The organism is Desulfovibrio gilichinskyi (assembly GCF_900177375.1).
Lineage (GTDB): Bacteria > Desulfobacterota > Desulfovibrionia > Desulfovibrionales > Desulfovibrionaceae > Maridesulfovibrio > Maridesulfovibrio gilichinskyi.
On the sequence record NZ_FWZU01000004.1, the window covers coordinates 364861 to 388196 of the forward strand.

Consider the following 23336-nt stretch of genomic DNA (forward strand, 5'->3'; position numbering starts at 1 on the left):
CTTAGGGGTTGTATCGGTTCATTTGTAAATTAACTTTATATTTCTTTAGAAAAATGAATATAAAATATGCGCATATTATTGACGTACTTACCTGCTGACCGTATCTTCCGTGCATGAATATTTCCACAATTAAAGAATTTATGAAGCGTAAGAAGCTAATTCTTATTGGAATTGCAGGCGCAATTGCCTTGATTGCAATAATTTTCTGTGTATTAGCAGTGCAGAATAACTTTGCAGAAGAGCGGGCGCGTATTGCGGAGCAAAGTCGCATAGAGCAGGAGCGAATCCTCAAAGAAAAACAGGATAAAGCCCGTGAGAATGTAATTTTCAGCATGAAGCGACTTATTGAAACAGGAAACGCTGAAACAGCCCTTGCTGTTGCTGAAAAAAATAAAGAGTTAATGAATGACGAGCTTGAGGCGCTCATTCATCTGGCGACAGAGAAAGATCTGCTGTTCAGGATAGAGAATACATCCAAGTGGAATTATTCAGAATTGGCAAAATATTATGCCCGGCTAGCAGCCCTTGAGCCTGATAATTCAAAATATATCAAGGCCCTTAAAGGGTACGACAGTAAGCTTAACAGAAAGTTGGAAAAGAAGCTTTATGCGCGCGCGCAGACACTGCCCGCTGGAGACTACAAGGCAAATATGGATATTTATGCTGAGCTGGTGAGGCTGAACCCTGATGAGGGTTTATATAAAAGCAAATACGAGCGTTATAAATCCATGTACGATGATTTTATGAAGGATCTTGAGAAATTCGGAGATAAGCCGGAAAAAACATCCGCAGACGGCTACTATGTAGAAGTTGAAAAATACTTAAAAGAAAAGTCGGAATTCCCCGAAACTTTGCAGATGGAACGCTGCACAGATTGCTATTATACAGATAAGGGCTGGCTTGTCGGTTGCAACTACAGTGAAAAAAATGCAGCAGGTTCAAGGTTCAGCGAATTTTTATGGTTCACTATTACCAATTCCACAGTGCAAAAAGTGGAATCTGCCGGAACATATACGGTAAATTAATTTTGCGTTCTCTTTTTCGCTAAAAAGCTCCGCTCAGATATATTTATCTGGGCGGAGCTTTTTTATGAGTGATGAAAAAATGCGCGAATCGCAGAAACTTAAGTCTATTCTTCGACTTCTTTCAGCCACTCTTCCAAAGTATCAATAATTTTGCGGGCCTGAGCAGGACTGGAAATATTGAATTTAGACTGCGGGCGGTATTCACCGTTCATTTTACGGAAGCGGCGGATTGTGTACATATCTTTTCCGAACTCTTCGGTCTTGCGATCAAGCTGCTGATAACGGAAGATGATCGTGGTCCATGCACCCTTGGTAAGGACTTCTTTTGCCAGCTCTTTTACAACTATTTGTCCGTCTTCTTCATATTGTATGGTCAAGTCTTCGATTGTAGAACTCATATAATCTCCTTGAAGGGTTGTTTTTATAATCTAGGAATTGCCGTAAATGCGCGCTCTTGTCAAAGGCGATCATTATGGGGATTGTGCTTACGGGATTTTCTAATTTCCATTTCAATTCCCTTCTACTCAAATACAAAATACTTACTAAAATCAGCATGCAGCACATTCTTAAGTTCTGCCATATTCTCCTTTTCCACTTCCGCAAACATGAAAGCGAAAACTGGGAATGTTTTGTAATCAATCTTACGTAATTCAAGTGGTTTAGTGAAATAAGAATTAAATTCTTCGTAATCAACTTTTTTGATTTTTGTACGGTCAATGCTCGAATCTACATCGGCGATAATCATTGCGTAGACTTTATCTTTGTTCTTCTCGAATATTTCATTCCAATCGGGAGTTAGGCCTTGCATGAAATACTTATACGGGTTGATTCCATATGCAAAGTAGGCAAGGTCCGTTACGCACCATCCTGCAAAGCGCATGGGGTTGACTTCTATTACTCCTAGATTGCCTTTCTCGTCGCCTCTGATTTCTATATGGAGCGGGAAGTTTGTGAGTTCGGTTCTTTTACCTATTTCCGCAAGCAGAGCTTTAAACTTGTCATGCCATTTCTTGATGATTTCAGTGGATGTTATGTAAACTCTGTCGCTGACATCATCGCTGGATGCGAAAAGGTGTCCGAAAATATTTAGAATTATAGGCTTTCCTTCTCCGTCGAAATAGGCGTCAACTGCGAACTCTTCACCTTCAATACATTGCTCAATGATAAACATATCCAGTTCAAGAACTTTTGCCGGATACATAGTTTTGATGTGCTCAACTTCGCCTTTGATTTTGGCTACTGCGTCATGCCAGCCCTTGATAGATTCAACCATATGCACGCCAAGGCTGAAAAAACCTACGCTAGGTTTTACCACGCAGGGGATGGGCAAATCTGCCGGATTGACGGAATCTAGCTCTTCAAAGGCTACTGTTTTATAAAAAAAGTTTGGATATAGATCCTTTACTAAATCGCGGAAGGCGGCTTTGTCTTTAAACAGGCGGATCTTTTGCGGCAACCCGTTGGAAATCAGATGGTTGTCGATCCAGTCTATAGCATTTTCAGAATTGGAATAAACAGGCTGGTTGGGATTCGATTTGTATGAATTAACGAAATCCTGCTCACTTACGAGCGAAAGGGGAGAACCGTGCAGTGCCGTTTTTGCGATATCGTTGCTCAGCACTTTTGCGTTAAGTTCGATCAGTGTGTTTTTTAACAGATCAGATACGTATGGCTTTTCTAAGATAAACATCTGCAATCCTGTGGTTATTGAATAATGTTTCAATATAATGATGAAACTTTTTAAGGAATGCAGATATTAATAATAAGAGAAAGGTAAATTGTACAGCGGCAGATTGCGAAAGCTTGCAGATAATAGAAGGTGGGGAATAGATTTTTTAATAAGAGAAGGGGAGGAGTGAGCCACCCCTCTCTTTTTTTGGGAAAATTTAGCCTGTCGGCACCATTTTGAGCTTTCGGCTCCACCCGAACTCTGATGCTGGACTTTTCGAACAGTCAGGGCTTCCTTAGCCAATCCATTCTCGTATACCTGACTGTTCGTGGCATAAAACTGGAAACGGTCGATTCCGAGTTGCCCACCGGAATCGACCGGAGTTCGTTTAATTAAAGTGCTGCTTTGTAGATTGCTGAAACTGCTGCGTCAGACATGCAACGTGGGTTAGTAAGACCACATGCATCTTTCTGTGCATTAGCTGTCATAGTCGGGATATCTTTTTCTGAAACTTTCTTACCATAACGTTCGCCAAGAGCAATCAAGCCGTCAGGAATACCTACATCGGTTGAAAGTTTGCGAATTGCTGCGAGACATTCATCTGCACCATCGCGTTTGGACATTCCTGATATATCTGCGCCGAGCCATTCAGCCATGTCGCAGAAGCGGTCAATGTTCGCAATCAGGTTGTACTGTTCAACGTGTGGAAGAAGAATAGCGTTACATTCACCATGTGGAAGGTCATAGAATCCACCGAGCTGATGAGCCATAGCATGAACATGACCGAGGCTGGCATTATTGAAAGCCATACCACCTAGATACTGTGCGTAACACATACCTTCACGTGCTTCGATGTCTTGACCGTTAGCAACTGCGCGGCGCAGGTACTTGGAAACGAGTCTGATAGATTTTTCAGCACAAGCGTCTGTGATCGGGGTAGCGATTGTTGAAACATATGCTTCAACGGAGTGAGTAAGAGCGTCCATACCGGTAGCAGCGGTAAGGGATGGTGGCATTCCCATCATGAGTAATGGATCATCAAGAGCGATACCAGGAGTTACACGCCAGTCAACGATTGCCATCTTAACTTTACGTGATGTGTCGGTGATAATACAGAAACGGGTCATTTCTGAAGCTGTTCCTGCTGTGGTGTTAACTGCAATGTAAGGAGGCATTGGGTTTTTAGATTTGTCCACGCCTTCGTAGTCATGAATTGTTCCACCGTTGGCAATAACAAGTCCGATACCTTTACCACAGTCATGCGAGCTACCGCCGCCAAGGGTGATAAGTGAATCACATTTGTTGTCCTGGTAAACTTTTACACCGGCAGCAACGTTTTTATCGGTTGGGTTAGGGATAGTTTCATCGTAAACAACGCAATCCATTCCTTCTGCTTTTAAGATGTCTACAATCTGTTTGGTGATACCAACGCCAGTGATTCCCTTATCTGTTACTAGAAGTGGCTTTTTGCCGCCTAGTGAACGAATGCGAACTGGAATTTCTTTGTGTGCACCGATACCGATCAGGGTAACACTTGGAATAAAGAAACCGTGTACTTCTTCGCGTACTGCCATTTTGACCATCCTTAAGCTACAGGTTTTTGAAGGTTGTACTTGCCGAGTGCTTATTAATGGTTCTCTATAAGCAATAACGGGGCCAAACTGTAATATCATTTTATTTAAGTATGTTATGTGTTATGAAGGGTGGGCATAGTGGATCGGTTTCATCTAAAAAAAACAGTCGTTCAAGGTTTAGCATTACAAAAGAGAGAGTGATGAACCTCGCAATGGTTATAAAACGTACCATTGCGAGGGCTGTGTCATTTTGTCTCAAGATATAACGGCTGTGTGTCATTCATTGTGGGGTTGGTTGGTCTACAGATTGTACTTATCAATTTTGCGGTAGAGGGTTTTGCGGCCGATACCAAGGGCCTGTGCAGCTTTAAGTCTGTTGCCGTTAAAAAAGTCTATAGCCTTGATAATATGTTCCCGTTCCATACGCTCAAGAGAAAGTATACCTGTTTCGCGGTCTCGCTCCGGCTGATCGGCAATTTCGCGGGGAAGACAGTTGCAGGTGATTACATAATTATCGGATAGGATGATACTGCGTTCCAGAACGTTCCTGAGTTCACGGACATTTCCAGGCCAATAGTAGGAAAGCATGCACTGCATGGCCCGCTCACTTACTGTGTACTCGCCTTGCCCTATCTGCTGTCCGAGCTTGTTAAGGAAAAAATCTACCAGAAGAGGAACATCTTCGCGGCGATCTTTCAGCGGAGGCAGGTTGATATTGAATACATTGATACGGTGAAAAAGAGCTTCATGGAATCTTCCGGCTTCAACTTCCTGTGCAAGGTTCCGGTTAGTGGCGAAGAGAAAGCGTATGTCGACTGTCCGTTCGTCTTTTTCTCCGACTCGGCGGAAAGTATGCGATTCCAGAACGCGCAGCAGTGAAGCCTGCACTTCCATCGGCAGTTCGCCTATTTCATCAAGAAAAAGAGTTCCGGTATGGGCAAAGGTCATCAGCCCGTCACTGTTGTCCATGGCTCCGGTAAATGAACCTCGTGTATGTCCGAAAAGTTCACTGCGTGCGAGTTCTTTTTGCAGAGTCGCACAGTTCTTTACGATGAGCGGTTTGCCTGCGCGCTGGCTTGCGGTGTGGATGCTGTGTGCAACCACGTCTTTACCTGCTCCGGAATCTCCGGTGATAAGGACTGGAACTCCTGTAGGGGCGACTTTACTGATTAAATGATGAATATGTTTTATTGAAGCAGCTTGTCCTATCAGCTGCGTGCTTGCGGTATCACTTTGTGAATGCTTATAGCTGCGGTTTTCACGTTGCAGACAGACTCTCTGCCATGCTCTTTCAACAACTAATTCCATTCTATCAAGCCTGAAAGGTTTGGTGATATAGTCGTAAGCACCGATGCGGATAGCCTCTACTGCGTTATCAATATTGCCGTGTCCGGTGATGAGAATAACTTCTATCTCCGGTTCAATATCTTTGAATTCTGTGAGTAGTTCAAGTCCGTCTCCATCAGGTAATCTTATATCTGAAACGACAATGTCAAAGCGGACTTTACGCATATGCTCTCTCGCCGCCTCAGCGCAATTTGCCGTATGAATAATCCGTTCGGGACTTGCAAGTTCTTTACTAAGTAATTTCAGTATGGATTCTTCATCATCTACAACAAGAATTTTATACGATTCAGGCATTTCTATCCTCTCACTATATTGGAAGAAGTACTGTGAAACATGAGCCTTTGTCAGGTTCGCTGTCCACTATGATTTCACCGTTATGCTCGCGAACGATATTGTAGCAGGTAGATAAGCCAATGCCTATTCCGTGTCCTACTGATTTAGTCGTAAAAAAAGGTTCAAAAAGCATGTCTTTGTTTTCCGGTGGAATGCCGCATCCTGAGTCACTGACTTTCAGCCCCACGTGGGTGGCTGTGGAAAATGTTTGCACATGAATTTCCCCGGACTCACCTACGGCATCAATTGCGTTGGTCATTAGATTCAGTATTACTTGTTTGAGCTGAGCTTCATCCCCATATATGTGGGATAGCGATGGAGCCAGTTCTGTTCTAAGGTTGATATCTTTTCTTTTACGGAATTGATGGTCCAGTAATCGTAGAGTATCTTTTGCAACTTGATTTAAGTCGACAGGAAGGAAATCAGCTGCAACGGGACGGCTGAATGAAAGCAGTGTTTTTACAATATCCTGACAACGCAGACATTCTTTCAGAATGGTGTTTGTGTAGTCGTTCAGATCTTCCGCCAATTCGTCCGGCACGGAGTCGTCCAGTCTGGCCAGCCTACGCTGAATTCCTTCTGCAAATCCGGCTACGGCTGCCATAGGGTTGTTAATTTCATGGGCGACGCCGGCGGCAAGAACTCCGATGGTAGCCATCTTTTCTGCCTGATAGAACTTTGCCTGATATTCTTTTTCTAAAGTAACATCCCGCTTGAATATGAGGATACGGTTTTCAGTAAGATCAGGATTTTTCAGTGGTGAGGCAACCATATCAAATTGCATATTCTTGCCGTCAACACGGAATATAGCCGTTTCTTTACAGACGGAATTGGTGGAAAGCGCGCGGAAAGCAGGGCATTCAGAGCAAGGTTTATTGTCATGTCTGAACAGGCTGTAGCATTTTCTGCCTATAGGATTAACACCGGGGAAAAGCTGTTCAAAAACATGATTGACCGAAATTATTTCAAGATTTTCAGAAAGAACCATCATTACATCGGTTATGCCGTCAAGGATGGCAGCAATTTCGCGTCTTTGGTCCTCTGATTGAAGGTTCAGCTCAGTCAATTCCTGAATATTTTTTTGCAATTCTTGAAAGAAATTAAGTTTATTATGCTCAATGCCTATAAGGTCAAGAAGTGAAGTCTTGCTGGTCATTACCATGCCTCGTTACAGATATTAAGAAGATCGCGCCAGTCGGCCTCTCTGGGATTTGGAACAGCGCAGGCATCCTGAACAGCCAGATGACATATTTCTTCCAGATGATTGTTATCAGGAAGGATATCACGCAGCCTCATTGGAATACCCAGATCTTCAAACATATGCTGCAATGTGTTGCAAACCTGTTCGGCCTGTATCTCTGTCGAGCAGATGTGTGCACCGTTAATAGTACGGGCTATAATTGCCATTTTGGTTTTACAGCTTGGGATGTTGAAGCGCATGACCGCCGGAAGTAATATAGGAAGAGTCATGCCGTGCATTACATCATAGCGACCGCCGAGCGAATGAGCCACCGCATGTCCTATACCTAGTCCTGCATTGCTGAAAGACATCCCTGCCGCGGTACTTGCAATTGATAGATTCGTTAACGCTTCTGGATCTTTCGTATCTGCCGCAGGTTTGAGGTTTTCAGTAATCAGCTTGATAGCGTTTAAAGCTTGCGATTCCGTGAAAGGAGAAGCGAGCCTCGAAACATAGGACTCAATGGCGTGAGTCAGTGCGTCAACAGCTGAGGACAGGATTAATTTACGGGATTTAGTAATGAGTAGGTCTGGATCTATGATTGAAATATTGGGAACCAGTGAACGGCTGATAATGGACATCTTTACTTGCCGTTTTGTGTCTGTGATAATTGCGTACTGTGATACATCTGATCCGCCGCCGGCAGTGGTAGGGATAAAAATCATGGGCGGCAGGGGGTGGCTTATTCTGTTTGCTCCCTCGTAGTCGCTGATTTGTCCGCCGTTGCTGACTATTGTTGCGATTCCTTTTGCTGTGTCAATGGGACTTCCGCCGCCCAGTCCGATTATGACATCGGCCTTGTGCTCAATATACAACTTTGCCCCTTCATGAATTTGGGTGTCACGAGGGTTTGAAGTCACATCATTAAAATATGCACAGTCCATCTTTGAATTTTCAAGAATCTTTAGAACTTGTTTCACCCATCCGGAGTCTTCAAGTCCTTTATCGCTGACCAGTAAAACCCTTTTGGCCCCAAGTCGCTGTGCACATGAAGCAAGGTACTTGATACTGCCGTTACCGAAGATTATTTCCGGTATGGCAAACTTAGTTATCTGCACAAAGACTCCTTGTTTCATAAGGTATATATATTATTATAAAAATTCTATTTATCATTTTATTCTCCGCGCTGAAAGCTGTAAAGTCAATAGGCCCTTTAGGCTTTAGCTTGGAAGTATATTGAAGTTTTCAAGAATTAACCCTGAAGATTTTTTTTTCAAAACAGTAGTACAGCAGTGTAGAGGAGACAGTTTAAATATATTGGATAAAGGAAATTGGAGAGTAATATGAAGGATGATGCGGATAACTCCGGCATGAGTAACAATGACTACAGGTTTTTTATGTGCAAGGATTTTATCCAGCCCGGTTTGAACCCTTTGCTTCAAGTCTGCAAAGCTTTCTCCCTTGGGAGGACGATAGTTTGCGAAATCCACTCCTCGCTTGATGTATTCATTTGGAAATTGTTCTTTTATTTGCTTGAAACTAAGTCCGTCCCAGTCTCCTAAGTTAATCTCAGCAAATTCCGGGCAGGATACAGCTGTAAGATTGCACTTTGTTTCAATTTCCGCAGCTGTTTCGCGTGTTCGTAAAAGAGGGCTTGTGTAGAGATGATCAAACGGTACATGACATAGTGATTTAGCTAGAATCTTAGCCTGTTTCAGTCCTGTATATGAAAGCGGAAGATCCGTTTGTCCTATGGCACATCCTTCAGCTTTTTCAGCCTCACCATGACGGATGAGTATAATCATATTTGAGCCTTGATGCTTTTAATTGCGTATAGTCAGTAAAATCTTAGGATACGAGTATTTGGTCTGACAACAAATCAATTATTCTGATTTTTGTTTCATCTTCATATCTGGCCAGCAGGTTCTCGGCTCTTTTCTGGCGTTCTCCGATAGCTTTTGCGGCTTCGGGGTCGTCAGCCCATTTACACATTGTTTTTTCATATCGTTTTTTCAAACTTATCAATGCGGTTCCTTTAAAAAATTTGTCAGCTAAAAAGACCATCTCTTTTTCCGTTAGCGGAGAGTTTTGATCAATTTTTGTGTCGCGATGTGAGGCTACAATTTCTGAAATTCCTGTGAATCCGTAGCCAGCCAGAAGATTGCCGCCTATAGCTTCATGATTCCTGCGTGTTTTGGCAACATCATGCATCAGTGCTGCGCTCTGTACGATATTCATATCTAACAAAGGTCCATTTTGGCGTGCTGCATTGAGAGCTTTGGTTATAATGCAAGCCCCTTTTGCGACAGCTTTGCAATGTTCCTGTGTTGCTTCCGGTGTTTCAGCCAGTTCCCAGAGGGCTTCGCATTCTTCGAGAAGTGGAAAACGTTTGTTACGGGAAAATCGAAGAGCTGTTGTATAATCTTCCGGTGTGTCAAGGTCATGCAGGATTCCGAGATCCGGCATGTTTTTGTCTCGGGAATTTGAATCATGCTTTTCTAAAATTTTGCGTAGCCCGCCATTACCGTCATGTTGTAGAATTTCAGGGATAAGTTTTGCACTTATAAGCGGAGGGTGTCCTCGTTTCCCCTTAAACGCCGGGTAAAGAATATCTGATGGTGATTTATTAAAATCAAAAGTAAGGGCCCTTATTGTTGAGGATCTTACCAGCGGGATATCGACCGGCAAAACAAAAAAGGCTGAGGCATCGTCAGGGAGAGCATGTATTCCGGTAATGACAGAAGAAAACATACCCTGTTCATAGTCAGGATTGTATACCGAGTTTATTCCTAGTTTACGGACTTCCGATTCAACTTCATCTGCTTTGTATCCGGTTACGACAAAGACTTCTGAAGCTCCCCCGTCAAGCAAAGAGCGGACACAGTTTGAAAGCACACTCCCTCCGTCCAGAGGCAGCAGAGCCTTAAGATTTCCCATGCGTGATGACAGCCCTGCGGCCAGCACCAGTCCATAAATTTTCATGATCAATCCCCGGATCTTTCTTGAATCAGTTCTGCAACAATGCTGACAGCTATTTCTTCAGGAGTCTGCCCGCCGATATTAATTCCTATAGGACAATGGCAGCGATCTATATTTTCCTGCGTAACGCCTTCTTTAATAAGCGCATCATAGATGGCGTTGCGTTTTTTTGTACTTCCTATCATTCCCACGTAACGGGCTGGAGTCTTCAGTGCTTCTGCAAGTACTGTTTTATCATGCAGGTGCCCACGGGTAACTATTATAATGTATGAACTTTCAGTCACATTCAGGTTTGCAAATGCGTTATCAAAATTAGGAAGAACTTCAATTTCATCTGCCAGCGGAAAGCGGTCGGCATTTGCAAAGTCGCTTCTGTCGTCCAGAACTACAGTCCTGAAATTTACAGAGGTTGCCAAGGCCGCAGTGGGGCGCGAAACATGACCTGCTCCGAAAATAAATAAACTGGGTTGCGGAGCAAGGGTTTCCGCAACAATCTGTTTTGTTGCAGATTCCAGGATAATAGGCTCATCTGTTTTGCGGGATTTTATGAGAAGCGTTAAAAGATCTTCTTTTGCAAACTCATTTATTACGGGTAGATCCTGGTCAAAATTTAAAACGATTTTGTTCGAAGTAAGGGATGTTTCGCCTTTATCCATCAGAGTGAGGGTAGTCACCTTTTGTCCGAGTCTTAAGCCGTTATTAATGTCTGAAAATGTTTTGGCATTTTCTTTACTCGCAGAAATATACTCAAGCATTACCGTGACGTTGCCACCGCAAATCATGTCTGCGTTTGCCGCCAGCTCATTCGAAAGGTCAAATCCTATAAAAGTAACAGCATTTTCCGGGGCGATAAAAAGTTTTGCGGCAGTTTGCTGGACAAGAGCTTCTACAAGACCTCCTCCTATAGTGCCGTCAATCTCTCCATTGCGAAGAATTACCATTTTGCTGCCTGAGGAACGCGGGGTGGAACCTGAACTTTTAACAATGCTTGCAAGGATGAGATCATTACCTGATTCTAACTGCAAACTAATATTATGAATGAGCTTTTTCATTGGATGAAGCCTTTTCCGGTTTGTTTAAGATGACGTTATTAATCTTTTCCCAAAACCTGAACTGATGCTGCCGTCATTGTTATCAATAATAATGTTAATTTTCAAATTGTTTTCTAAAACGGTGCGGCTCAGTTTTGGGTATGAAGTTAAGGCTCTGGAAAGATCTGTCGGGATTTTTGACTCAGGGGCTATATCCAAAGCAATGTTAAGGGCAAGTGATTGTTGCTGATAATTGACTTTGAAATCCAGCACTCCTACATACTGCAGGATTATTTCATTGAGTTCTGCCATGGACAGGTATTCTGAGGTAGGTAAAAGGATGTCGGTATCAAGCCTGCCTTTTACGTCTCCTAACCTGCGCATGGAAAGCCCGCATGTGCACGGTCCAGATATAATTTGTCCGAGGTCACCTGTTTTATATCTGATAAGCGGCATTGCCCTTCTTGAGAGAGTTGTAAAAAGTATCTCACCACTGGTTCCGTCAGGGACAGGTAAACCTGTTTCAGGGTCGGCTATTTCAAGATAAAAATCAGGTTCACGAAGGTGCATACCTGACCCCTGAAAGCATTCAACTGCGCCTCCGAGGCAAGTTTCAGTCATGCCCCAGTGAGAAAAAATTTCACAGCCGAATGTATTTGAGATTGTCTCAATTGCTACCGGGGGCAATAGATCCCAGCAGAGGAGGGCAGAACGGACTTGATTTTTGGGGAGTCGTTTACTTTTCCAGAGCCGCGCCAGTGCGTGAATATGTATGGCCGGTCCTAAAAGACAGCTCGCTCGTGAATTTAAAAGTAAATTCAGAATAGTTGGAATGTCGGATGGGTCTTCAGGGTAAACAGTCTTCGCCCCAAGCCTTGAGATGCTTTCAGCAAAGAGGTTTCCTACGCCGCCTGGGCGAGAATCCGGTAACAATGCGAGTACCGTTTCTCCTTCTCCCACCAATGGTCCCATGCCATATTGAAAAAACTCAGTAGTGCGCTCTAAATCTCCGGATGTAAAAAAGAGACGTTTCGGGGTACCGCTTGATCCTGAGCTTGAAAGAGTTATGGCACGTGCTACCTCATCTTGAGATACGCATAGAAAGCTGTTTGGATTTTTTCGAAGATCCTCAGGGGTTGTTACGGGTAATTTGTTGAGGTCCGCAGGACTGAGAATTTCATCGGGGACAACGCCCTGTAATTGCTTTGAATAGAAAGGTGAAGATTTAACGGCATGACTTATAGTTTTTCGTAACAGACCAAATTGCCACGCCTGCAATTCCTCAGGGGAAACACTACCTGAGTTAAGTGGGCGGTCCATGCGTAGATTCAGCCAGCATTCAAGGGGATGATTAATCATTTTTTCCTCGGTAAAGAGATGATCCTTCCATTGAAGTCAGGTTGTAAGCGCAAAACGGAATTAATTTTCCGTCGGGCGCAGCTACGTGGATGCAGCAACCTTTCAGTCTTTCAAGATCAAGTGTCCATGCGTCTTGAAAAGCCATACCTGAAACCGCTAGAATATGCGTTTTTGCCCGTTGAATGAAGCGATCAAGATCATCAAGAGGCTTCGTACAGCAACATTCGCTCACCACCGGAGCAGCCCATTGTCTGCGTACAAATGATTTTGATTTCTCCGCACCTTCCGCTGCAGGGCGCGTAGAGCAGCATGCTTCACCCTTTCCGGAAAGTTTTTTCAGATTTCCATTCTCCATCACCATATAATTACTGTGAAAAGAGCATAAAGCGTGTTCACATGCCGGAGGTAAAAAATCTGTTTTATGCACGAGACTTGAAGTCTGTTCTTCAAGCTTAGTCATTATTTCCGGCAGTGTTATACGGGCCTTGTCTGATGGAGATTGCGGATAGCGTCCGAAATAGCTGACAGGTTGAAAATGTACGCCTCGTACTCCTGGAGCATGCTCAACCGCTAACTTAAGTATCTCTCCGATATTGTCATCATTTACACCCGGAACAATTGTCGGAACCAGAACAACTCCGATTCCGGCTTCGATTAGGTTAGTGATTGCACACATTTTTTCTTTAAGCAATGAACGCCCACGAATTGATTCATAAATATCATCGCGCGTGCCATCAAATTGCAAAAATACGGAATCAACGCCCGCGTCTGCCCATATTTTAGCTAATTCTTTCTGACGGGCTATTCTAAGGCCGTTAGTGTTGATTTGTACAAATGGGAATCCAAGTTCTTTAGCAATAGTTGCCAGTTGCGGCAGATCATCTCGAACTGCAGGTTCACCACCTGAAAGTTGTAAATTGCAAGGTCCGGCTGTTTCACGGACCTTTGCCAGTAAAATTTTAAGTTCATCAACAGTCGGATCAGGGCGAGGCAAAATTTTGTTCTTGGAACTTTTAACAGAGTGGTTCTCTACGTTGCCGGCAGACGCAAAGCATATCTTGCAGTTAAGATCGCAACGCCATGTTATTTCTACCAGAGCTGTGCAAGTGTGCTGATTGTGTTCTGGGCATAAACCGCAATCAAAAGGGCAGCCTTTTAAGGCTGTTGTATCTGTTACCGGAGGAACTGAAGGTGTTTTGGGACGTGCCCAGTTTTGTATGGCAGGCTCACCACGCCACACAGGCGTGCTGAATTCTCCATGTTCAATGCATTTTTTTATAATGCGGGTTTCACCGTTTTCAGTAACTCTTCGGGCAGATATCTTTTTTAAGCAAACAGGACAGACGCTTTCAGTTTCATAGCTATAAGGATCAGAATCCATCGTTTGCTTCCCTGCCTGTATATGGATCAAAACCTTCAGCAACAAGAATTTGAATAAGCTGCGTATAGGCATCAACAAGGAGCTTGCCGCAGCGGTCCGGTTTTGGTGCGCCGCATTCGTCCCCGATAATATCACTGCATTTTATGCCGCCGAATTGCTGAATTGAAGTGTTTCTAAACCACTCTCTGAAATTTTCTGTGATTAAAGGAAGTCGCTCATCTTCTTCTTCGCTGTCAACTCCTTTACCTGCGTATAGAGCAAGGGCGCATATTCCACTGCTGAGAATTCCGCATGTGCCTGAGCAGTCGCCCATACCGAGGCAAAGCCCCTGCATGGAACGTACAAGATCCGGATTTTCACGCTGTAAATTATCAAGACAAAGAAGGGTCATTATTTGTGCACAGCAATAGCCTGCACCGTTTAATTGTAGGATGCGCAGATCGGTATCATTCATATGAACATCTCCGTGATTAGGATTAGCTCTGCTTTGCAATAAGCAGCATATAACCGGGTTTGGAGCAGCAATTTCCTTTGGGAATGATGGACTTTTCACCTGTGAAAATAAGTCGCGCTGCAAGTTCTGCCAGTAGTTTCGAGTGGTCCTCTTTAATAATAGTATGAAATTTGTGATTGGAAATTGTCTTTTCTAAGATGCTTATATTTAAAGGATTCGTTGCGCAAGATCCTGAAATTGAGCCTGAACTGTTTTGACCTCGCTGATAGATGTCAGTGATAATCAGTGTCCCTGTTGAATTCAGGACTCTTCTAAATTCACCGATAGTTTTAGAAATATCAGGAAGAAGTGAAAGAACACATTCGCATATTATTCCGTCAAAGGAATCATCGGCAAAGGGAAGGATGTCCGCATTCGCAAGAGTAAGCCGCATATCTGATGGAGCCTGGCTTAATTGTTTAGCGGAAATGTCGATACCGTATCCTTTGAAGTGGTGGACATTGTTCAGATGTTCAACGGTTGCACCGAGTCCACAGCCCACATCAAGTATACGGCTATGCGCAGGAAAATTTGTTAGTGATAAGGCCCTGTCGGTTAGGGCCAGTCCTCCAGGACGTAATGTTTTTCCCGCGGCATCCTGCAGTGTTGACCGCTCCCAAAGTGGAACGGTTGAAGCCGTGGAATTCATTACTATTTGTCCTCCAGAAGGCTCTCCACTTCGGCCATTTTCCCAAGTGCCAGATCTTCAGGGATAAGTACCAATCCGCAAACAGGGCAGGCGGGGAGTTCAACTTTGAATTTACTTTCAAGGTAGCCCAGTTCAATTGGTCTTGGAACAAGCTTTTCGCCGCAAGCCTCACATTTCCAAGATGAAAAATCTGCATCAAGAACTTTTAAAGTACTCACTTACTACCTCCCAATATCTTCATGCGATGACTCCAGACTCTGTGGACTAAATAAGTGTTTTCATCCGTCATTTCGTATTCAACCCAGTAAGTAACTATTGTCGGTCTGTAGTATATAAGTTTATGACCTGTATCGGTATTTTCTAGTACTTTTCCTGTTTTCTGTACTGCTTCAATGGTCTTCTTAATATCAGAAACAAGGATGCGTCGTTCTTCCATAAGCTTTTCAGCTTCTTCAGTAAAAGAGACTTGAATTGATTCATAATCTGGGCGTGGCGTAGGTGAATCTTTCCAAATATTTTCCAGCAGCTGTTCTTTAAGCCGGACTCTGTTTTCACGCCTTTCAGAGTAGCGCGGCGCAGTCCGTGCGGCCGGGTCGATATCTTCTGAAGGGAAAATAAGATCCAGTATGTTGAGACAGCGTTTACCTGTTTTTGCAAGCAGATCACGGCACATTGCGCAATATGTAATTCCGTCGCCGTCCAGCTTTGACGCTCTGTTTTCCGCAACTTTTTTGGATAACGGCTCGTTGGCATCGCTCAGCAATCCTCCGAAACCGCAACATTCTGTATAAAGCCCTGAAAGTTCAGGTTCTGTGAATTCTATTCCTAAATCTGAAAGTAAAAGGCGGACATCTGTTAAGAGTTTGTCGTTGTGTCTGGCCGAACATGGATCTTGTAAAGCTGGAATTGTTTTTGGCAAAACAGGCTTTAAACTTTTACGATATTGGCTGAGCAAAGACCAGAGCGATGTGATATCTGCTTCCGGAATGGCTTTATGCAAAGTTTCCATGCACGAAGGACAGGCTGCGATTATTTTGGGTTTGCCAAGGGATTCCCAATCAGAACGCAATTCAGCAGATTTTTTATCAAAAAGATCAACTATTCCTGACCAATCCGCCGGAGCGGAGCAGCAGCGGAGCATAAGTCCAGTTCCGCCAGTTAATGTGCCGCACAGATAACTGTACACACGTTTTACAGCATCCGGATCTGATGCCGGAAGCTGACATCCGGGAAAGAACGCCCACTCACTCTGTTCGAACCCGTCCTGATGGCGGTTGATAGCGCAAGCATCGCTGTCCGCAAATTCCATGTCACGCAGAGCAAACTCATGAGCTGATTGAGGCATAACCCCTTGCTCTACCAGATCTTTTCTTGCTTCTATGCAAAGGTTTTTCATGGAGAAATTTTCTGGGCATATCTCAGTGCACAAGTCGCATAGCATGCAGGAATTAATAAGCTTATTAGCTCTTCGTGTTCCCATTACGATGGACGCATTGTTGTATATCTGGCGGGCGAAAATCTTTGGATACTCTTTGAAGTTCTCTAGATATACGCAATTTTTAACACATTCCATACATTCGCAAAGAAGACAGCGGGAAGCCTCTTCTTTTGCTGATTCCGCAGTATACCCTTCGTTTGGAATGGCAACAGGAGGAAGCGGCTCAACTTTACTGATGTTTGTGAATAGTTTTGTCTCAAAAGGTTCATCACGTTCGCGCCCTGCAGACAGAGATGCATTCTGCATAAACCGTTCAATGGATAATGCTCCTTTGCGGCCTATTGCTATGAGTGTAATCGGTGATGTGTTCTTTTCCGGCTGAGATGCGGCAAAAAGTCCCTTCTTTTCCGTTTCAAGAGTTATGGAAGAAGGGGCGGAAATTTTAAGATTTTCAGGGGTGCATGCTATGGGGTCTGCAAATACTGCATCGAAATTTTTAAGAGATTCTTCGGTAAAATTATCATCAAAAGTACTGTTTTCAACAAAAGTTACACCCATTTTTTTGATGACTTCAATTTCCTGATTGAAAATTTCTATCGTCAGTAAGTCTTGGGGCAGCGTTTTAAAAACTTCATTCAGCTTGCCTAAAAAGAGTGTGACAGTAAAACCTTTTTTAGCAAGGTCCCATGCGGCAGTCAGTCCTGGCAGAAATCCACCGAGAACAGCAACTGTTTTTCCTCGTGGAGGTAATGGCCTGAAAGGAGGAGTACGCTTTGTATTTTCAGCGCAAAATCTTTCAAGACCGGCCATTTCAATACCGCCGCCGACTTCCTCGCGCAGGCATGAATTTTTACATGGAGCATCACAAATACGCGCTGTTACGGCAGGGAACGGTAATGTCCGGCACAGAACGGCCCATGCTTTGTCTACTTGTCCCGCTGCAATCAGCTTACAGAATTCCCGTCCATCAACGTGAAGAGGGCAAGCTGCTTTACAACGCGGCGGTTCTTCCTGAATACATTTGGCTTCCCATTCGCGAAGTGAATTCTGTTCCATAATGCTCCCGTGGCTGTTAAATAAAGAAGGCCGTGATCGCGTGCTCTAAAACACACGACCACGACCTTTTAAGATATAACTAAGCTTTTGCTTTCATTGCAGCAAGAACCTTTTCAGGTCTGGCCGGCAGATGAGTAACGCGTGCGCCGCATGCGTTGTAGATAGCGTTGATAACTGCGCCATGAGGACATGTCAAAGGCAGTTCACCAACTCCGGATGCCCCATGAGGACCTTCTGGACGAGCAGTTTCAACATAAACAATTTCCATATCGTCTGGAATTTGCTTGATGTAAGGGAAACCTGCGCCGACCATGGTAGAATGTTTAATGATATCTTCATAGTCTTCAGTAAGAGCAATTCCGATACCCTGAGCAAGTCCACCGTAGATCTGACCGTCAACAACGAGTCTGTTGTTGATTTTACCGATGTCGGTAACGAGAGTTGCTTTTTCAACGGATGTTTTACCAGTTGCAATCTCTACAGCAACTTCCATCATGAACAGTCCGTACATGTAGCATGCAAATGGGCTACCCTGACCGTCTGCATCACATTCAGTACAAGGGGAGGTCCAAGAACCGCTGTAGCGAAGGGCTTTGTTTTCTTTGACCATTTCGTCATAAGAGCGATATTTGCCGTCTGCTTTACGCATAGCATCCAGTAATTCTCTACATGTTGCGACAATGGCATTACCGATAACAACCTGTGAACGGCTACCACCTGCAGGTCCGCCGTTAGGGCAGGTGCGGGTGTCGTTCATGACAAGGTGAATCTGTTCAGGAGCAAGTCCGAGCGGACGGAGAGTTTCGTGAGCTGTTCCAAGAACACCCATGTCAGCACCCTGACCATGATCAAGCCAGCAGGCATACATGGTTACAGTTCCGTCAGCGTGGAGTTCAATTTCAGCACCGGCACTGTCCGGTCCATCAAGTCCGCAACCGTAAACACCGAGGGCAAGACCTACACCGTGTTTAATAGTGTCGGTGGATTTTTTAGCAACGCGTTTTTTGGCTGCTTCATACAAAGGACGAGCCTGAGTGAATATTTCTTCAAGGCTTAAGACTTCAGGAGTCTGGCCTGTCGGAGTTGTAGAACCTTCGCGGTAGATGTTCTTATAGCGAAGATCAAATGGATCCATGTTGAGTTTTTCTGCCAATTCATCCATCAGAACTTCGGATGCAAATTCAACTTCTGTTGAACCGTATCCACGGAAAGCAGAACCCCATGCGTGGTTGGTACAAACAGTGCGACCTTTACCACGGATGGAAGCGATGTCGTAACCTGCGCCGATGAACTGAGCCCCGCGGAGAGTTAGCAGGTCACCGAATTCGGAGTATGGACCGTGGTCACAAATCCAGTCGGTTTCCATGGAGCGGAGTTTGCCGTCGCTGTCAGCGGCAAGGCGAACTGTTGTGAAGAACGGTGAACGTTTTCCTGTGTAAGTCTGCTGCTGGAACCATGTGTAGTTAAGGAATACTGGTTTTCCGGTAGCAAGACATGCAACACCGACAAGGGCTTCCATGGTAGGGCTGAATTTGTAACCGAAAGTACCGCCTGCAAAGTTCTGGACCATGATCAGGTTTTCAAGTTCGATTCCCATACCCGGAGCAATCATTGCTGCATGGAGATGCAGGCCGATTGACTTGGAGTGTATGCAAAGTTTGCCGTCGTCATCCATGTATGCAAAACCTACATCTGGTTCAATCGGCATGTGCGGCTGACGTGAAACATAAAAGTTATCTTCGATAACAGCATCAGCCTTATCAAAAATAGCAGCAGTATCTTCGCCTTTGGCAACTTTCTGTTCAAAGTAAACGTTAGGTGTGCCGGGATGAATTTCGATTGCATCATCAGCCATCGCTGCAGGTGCGCTCATGTATTCTGGCAACTGTTCAATTTTTACAACAACTTTTTCAGCTGCGGCTTTTGCGTGTTTTTCTGTGTCAGCACAGACAATGGCAATTGCATCACCGAACTGGAATATTTTCTTTTCAGCAAGAATAGGTCTGTCCCATCCGTCACCTTTATTAGTCGGGAAGGTGATCAGACCGGTAATGAGGTTCTTACCTTTGATATCTTTGTGGGTAACAATCTTAAAAACACCTTCCATCTTTTCAGCTTCACTGGTGTCGATGGAAAGAATGTTTGCATGTGACACTTCAGCCTGTACCAACGCACATCTGAGAGTTCCTTCAGGCATCTTGATACCGAGGTCTGCGCCGTAATCAAGTGTTCCGGTAACTTTGGCAACAGCTGTTGGGCGTGGGTATTTTGAACCCCAGATGCGTCCGTCTTCAGGAATCTTGAAGAGTAGGTCTTCAACTTTCATGTCACCGCGCATAACTGCGGCAGCGTCCATGGTTGCATCAACAAGCTGTTTGTAACCTGTACAACGGCAGGCGTTACGATGTTTCTGGAACCAGTTGCGGACATCTTCGCGAGTTGGAGACGGGTTTGATAAAATGAGACCGTAGGTGGAAATAATAAAACCTGGAGTACAGAATCCGCACTGTGCAGCGCCATGTGCCATCCATGCAATCTGGATAGGATGCATCTGAGTTGGTGTTCCGATTCCTTCAGTGGTCAGGATTTCAGTAAAGTCTTCAACTCGGCTCATTTTAAGGGAACATGTGCGTTTTACTTTTCCATCCATAAGGACAGAACAACTACCGCATTGTCCGGTTCCGCAACCAATTTTAACACTGGTCAGACCCAAATTTTCGCGTAAAACCGTAGCTAACGGGGTGTCGTTCTCCACAATCACCACGCGTTCTACTCCGTTAACTTTAAGAGTTCTTTTGATCATCCTAGGAGCCTCCTTAAAAGAATTTCTGTTTTAATATAATTAGGCGCCCGAAACAGGCGTCAATTGACTATTTACCAAAGGAACAGAGAGGGTAGCGGCAAGTCTCGCATCCGGCACAGAATCCTCCGTGCCCGAGAGCCGCAATTTCTTTTCGTGTCGGACGTTCTCCCGCAACAATTCGCGGCACGATCAGGTCAAAAATACTGGCCCGGTAATACATCACGCAGCCGGGCAGCCCGATAATCGGCACGCCGTTAAGGTATGCCAGCATGAACATTACTCCTGGGAATGACGGTGTTCCGTAAGTGACCACCTCTGCTCCGGTTGAGCGGATACTTGCGGGGGTCTGGTCATCTGGATCAACGCTCATCCCACCGGTCAGCACAACCATTTGCGCCCCGTCATCAATACATTTCATGATTGCGGCACGGGTCATTTCAGGGTCATCGCTGACAAGTGTCTGGGAAATTACTTCAGAATTTAAGGCATTGAATTTTTTGCGGATAACAGGTCCGAATTTGTCTTGAATGCGTCCTGTGTAAACTTCGCTTCCTGTTGTTATGAGGGCTACGTTCAAATGCTTGAAAGGTTTAACACTGACAATTGGTCCGGATTCTCTGCAGATTTTCTCAACTTCTATTATTTTACTCTCATCAATGACGAGTGGAACTACCCGTGTTCCGGCAACATCGCGTGGTTCAGTAATTTGAATTCCGTTATGCATAGTCGCCAGTACGACTTCATCAATGGAATTAATACGTTCAAGAGCTTCTACATTGATGGAAAGCAACCCTGGGGCAGCCTTCATATTGATGCGTCCTTCAGATATGGCGGAAAGAGTTATTCCAGGACCTGCTGCAGCATTGGCAATGCGTCGCGCTGCATCATTTTCATGCAGCTGACCTTCTTCAAGTGTAAGAATATAAACGTGTTCTTTGCCTATTTCGAGCAGAACAGGAATATCTTCCTGTTTGATAATATGTCCTTTTCTAAAAGCAGGACCTTTGAATTCGCCCGGAACAATACGGGTCATATCATGGCAAAGCACGCTTCCTATGGAATCCTGAACAGGCACTGTTTTCATCATGAGTGAGTGGCTCCAGAGTATGGTTTTATGCTTATTGCTTGCGTCTTTCGCGTAGACACAGTTTTCGAATTAATAAGTATTTTGCAATTTTTGTTGTTATAATTCGAATCTGTATGTCTAGGTAGACATAATAAGTCAAGCTGTTAATCCGAACAGATATGAAAAATATAGCGGCTTTGATCTATTCTTCGCATCTGAAAATTTGATAACAACAGAAGGCAGCTCCTTTTTTGGGAGCTAATTAAAGGACTCTTTAAGCAAGAAGAGGTCCAAAATAATATTGTTGATATTCCAAATGGTTAAGTGATTGGCGGTGTGGCAAAGTGGATCGTTTATAGAATGAAAAGAATAAAGAAAGATGTAAGTAATATTATTACAATAAAACTAATATGCGTTAGGTGGCATAAAAAATGAGTTAAAACGTGCTGTGTCGTTTTGTCTCACTTTTGAAGGAATGTGTGTCACAAGTTGTTGCAGTTAAATTACTAGCTGCTTTCAGCGCAAAAACGGGTCCATCCCATTAAATCTGCAGCTGCGGAAACGGTGGTGCCAAAGAAAATAGTCGGCTTGTTTTCGACCAAAAAGTCAGTGATGGTTTCGTTAACAAGGGTTGATCCTGTGACAATAAGCAGGTCCGCTGAGTCGATAGCTTTTGCCGTGTCAGCAGGGCCTTCAATAATTATTCCGCATTTGTTGACGCCGATGTTGTCGGGATCCAAATCAACAACTCTAAGATCGAATTTAGGGGCAAAAGCTTTAATCATTGCCGGCTGATATCCTATTTGTGTGATGCGGATTTTGCCGTATTTTTCCATAACATATTCAGCAAATTTAGGAGCGCAAAGGGCTGGTCCTTCATTGCGACAGTGAATAGTATGATCAGTTTGCCCTAAATTAGATTGAACTGCATTAAGGGAGGATACGAATATTGCACGGCGAAAGTTGTTTTCAAGTTTCATTTCGCAAACTTCCCGAAGCGAAGTGCTGAAATCTCCAAAACGGTCTGTGAAAGCTTGTCCTTTGGAACCGCGGAATTCTGCTTCCATCAGTTTTTCTTTACCGCGCAGCAAAGGAAAATCATCACCTTCAGGGTTGCCTATAGCTTCTTCTGTGCTCAGTATTCTGGCTGTAATGGAAATGTTTTCATCAAGAATACCTTCTTTTTCCCAAATTTTGCGCGCTTTTTCCTGAATCTGATTTAAAATTGATTTACTCATTTTATGCCTTAATTCTTTGAAGTTATATTCTCAGCCATTAATTTAATTGTCGGAGACTTTTTTTAAAACAACAAACATTGCAACCGATACTGCGCCTATAATCATCGAAAGTACTATAGCTCTTTCAAATTCACCATTGAAAACAGAATTGTATATTTCCAGTGAAAGAGTGTTTGTTCTGCCTATAATGTTCCCGCCAAGCATCAATGTCATACCGACTTCGCCAAGTGATCTGCCAAGTGCCAGCAACATCCCTGCTGCAATGCTGCGTTTGGCATATGGCAGTAATACCCGCAGAAGAATTACAGTTTCTGATTTTCCAAGTACTGCCGCTACTTCGCTAAGTCTAGCTGCTTCTGCCGATTTAAGTGCGGCTTGAATCGGCTTTACAGCTAGAGGAAGTCCCGCAATGAATGCAGCAACCACCAGCCCGGGAAAACTGAAAATGATGTTGTCTCCGAACAAAGGGCTCATCGGTCCGCTTCTGCCTAGCAGCAGAAGAAGTCCGAAGCCCATTGCAACGGGTGGAAAAACAAGTGGCATTGTCACAGCTGTATCCATGATATTGTTAAGAGTTCCATGCGAACGGGCAAGCCAGCACGCAAGAGGAATTCCGAGCAATATCTGCAGGAGTCCGGAAACAGCCAGAACTTTACCCGAAAGAATAAGCGGGCGCATTGTTGAGCTGTCTGAAAGGATAGCCGTGAAATCCATT

At 44.2% G+C, this 23336-nt stretch carries 20 protein-coding genes; 1 reads left to right on the top strand and 19 read right to left on the bottom strand.

What is annotated here, in order from left to right; all coding sequences use genetic code 11:
- The first annotated feature begins 113 nt into the window (after positions 1-113).
- Positions 114-1025: a hypothetical protein gene (locus tag B9N78_RS13205; protein WP_085103039.1), complete on the top strand. Its 912-nt coding sequence runs from the start codon at positions 114-116 to the stop codon at positions 1023-1025.
- A gap of 104 nt (positions 1026-1129) precedes the next feature.
- On the opposite strand, the gene B9N78_RS13210 is transcribed toward B9N78_RS13205, so the two are convergent.
- From B9N78_RS13210 to B9N78_RS13300, 19 genes are all read right to left on the bottom strand, one after another.
- Positions 1130-1423, bottom strand: coding sequence for a hypothetical protein (locus tag B9N78_RS13210; RefSeq protein ID WP_085103041.1), 294 nt, complete (start codon positions 1421-1423; stop codon positions 1130-1132).
- 122 nt (positions 1424-1545) lie between these two features.
- Complete coding sequence (locus B9N78_RS13215) at positions 1546-2715, bottom strand: ATP-grasp domain-containing protein (protein ID WP_085103043.1); 1170 nt, start codon at positions 2713-2715, stop codon at positions 1546-1548.
- Between the two features lie 371 nt (positions 2716-3086).
- Positions 3087-4268 (bottom strand): iron-containing alcohol dehydrogenase, encoded by a 1182-nt coding sequence (locus tag B9N78_RS13220; RefSeq protein WP_085103045.1) that lies wholly within the window; start codon positions 4266-4268, stop codon positions 3087-3089.
- A gap of 300 nt (positions 4269-4568) precedes the next feature.
- Complete coding sequence (locus tag B9N78_RS13225; RefSeq protein WP_085103047.1) at positions 4569-5909, bottom strand: sigma-54-dependent transcriptional regulator; 1341 nt, start codon at positions 5907-5909, stop codon at positions 4569-4571.
- Positions 5910-5922: 13 nt separating this feature from the next.
- Entirely contained in the window at positions 5923-7104 is a 1182-nt protein-coding gene (locus tag B9N78_RS13230) for a two-component system sensor histidine kinase NtrB (RefSeq protein ID WP_085103049.1), read from the bottom strand.
- Positions 7104-8246 (bottom strand): iron-containing alcohol dehydrogenase, encoded by a 1143-nt coding sequence (locus B9N78_RS13235; RefSeq protein ID WP_085103051.1) that lies wholly within the window; start codon positions 8244-8246, stop codon positions 7104-7106. The genes B9N78_RS13230 and B9N78_RS13235 overlap by 1 nt, the downstream gene beginning before the upstream one ends.
- A gap of 102 nt (positions 8247-8348) precedes the next feature.
- Entirely contained in the window at positions 8349-8933 is a 585-nt protein-coding gene (locus tag B9N78_RS13240; RefSeq protein WP_085103052.1) for a histidine phosphatase family protein, read from the bottom strand.
- Positions 8934-8976: 43 nt separating this feature from the next.
- Positions 8977-10110 carry a DVU_1551 family NTP transferase gene (locus tag B9N78_RS13245; protein WP_085103054.1) on the bottom strand — a complete coding sequence of 378 codons (1134 nt, stop codon included), beginning with the start codon at positions 10108-10110 and terminating at the stop codon, positions 8977-8979.
- Positions 10111-10112: 2 nt separating this feature from the next.
- Complete coding sequence (locus tag B9N78_RS13250) at positions 10113-11159, bottom strand: XdhC family aldehyde oxidoreductase maturation factor (RefSeq protein ID WP_085103056.1); 1047 nt, start codon at positions 11157-11159, stop codon at positions 10113-10115.
- A 24-nt stretch (positions 11160-11183) separates the two neighbouring features.
- Positions 11184-12497: a DVU_1553 family AMP-dependent CoA ligase gene (locus B9N78_RS13255; protein ID WP_085103058.1), complete on the bottom strand. Its 1314-nt coding sequence runs from the start codon at positions 12495-12497 to the stop codon at positions 11184-11186.
- Positions 12490-13878: a radical SAM (seleno)protein TrsS gene (gene trsS, locus B9N78_RS13260; RefSeq protein ID WP_085103060.1), complete on the bottom strand. Its 1389-nt coding sequence runs from the start codon at positions 13876-13878 to the stop codon at positions 12490-12492. Before trsS ends, B9N78_RS13255 begins: the two co-directional genes overlap by 8 nt.
- Positions 13868-14332: a DVU_1555 family C-GCAxxG-C-C protein gene (locus B9N78_RS13265; protein ID WP_085103061.1), complete on the bottom strand. Its 465-nt coding sequence runs from the start codon at positions 14330-14332 to the stop codon at positions 13868-13870. Before B9N78_RS13265 ends, trsS begins: the two co-directional genes overlap by 11 nt.
- A gap of 22 nt (positions 14333-14354) precedes the next feature.
- Positions 14355-15020 (bottom strand): DVU_1556 family methyltransferase, encoded by a 666-nt coding sequence (gene trsM, locus B9N78_RS13270; protein WP_085103063.1) that lies wholly within the window; start codon positions 15018-15020, stop codon positions 14355-14357.
- Positions 15021-15022: 2 nt separating this feature from the next.
- Positions 15023-15238 carry a DVU_1557 family redox protein gene (locus tag B9N78_RS13275; protein ID WP_085103065.1) on the bottom strand — a complete coding sequence of 72 codons (216 nt, stop codon included), beginning with the start codon at positions 15236-15238 and terminating at the stop codon, positions 15023-15025.
- A complete protein-coding gene (locus B9N78_RS13280) occupies positions 15235-17514 on the bottom strand; it encodes a pyridine nucleotide-disulfide oxidoreductase/dicluster-binding protein (RefSeq protein WP_085103067.1) in 2280 nt (759 codons plus the stop codon). The genes B9N78_RS13275 and B9N78_RS13280 overlap by 4 nt, the downstream gene beginning before the upstream one ends.
- Positions 17515-17593: 79 nt before the next feature.
- A complete protein-coding gene (locus tag B9N78_RS13285; RefSeq protein WP_085103069.1) occupies positions 17594-20317 on the bottom strand; it encodes a molybdopterin-dependent aldehyde oxidoreductase in 2724 nt (907 codons plus the stop codon).
- A 67-nt stretch (positions 20318-20384) separates the two neighbouring features.
- Positions 20385-21404, bottom strand: a complete 1020-nt coding sequence (locus tag B9N78_RS13290) for a molybdopterin-binding protein (protein ID WP_085103071.1) — start codon at positions 21402-21404, stop codon at positions 20385-20387.
- A 485-nt stretch (positions 21405-21889) separates the two neighbouring features.
- Positions 21890-22621 (bottom strand): Rossmann-like domain-containing protein, encoded by a 732-nt coding sequence (locus B9N78_RS13295; protein ID WP_085103073.1) that lies wholly within the window; start codon positions 22619-22621, stop codon positions 21890-21892.
- Between the two features lie 42 nt (positions 22622-22663).
- Entirely contained in the window at positions 22664-23335 is a 672-nt protein-coding gene (locus B9N78_RS13300) for a molybdate ABC transporter permease subunit (RefSeq protein WP_085103075.1), read from the bottom strand.
- Position 23336: the final 1 nt, after the last annotated feature.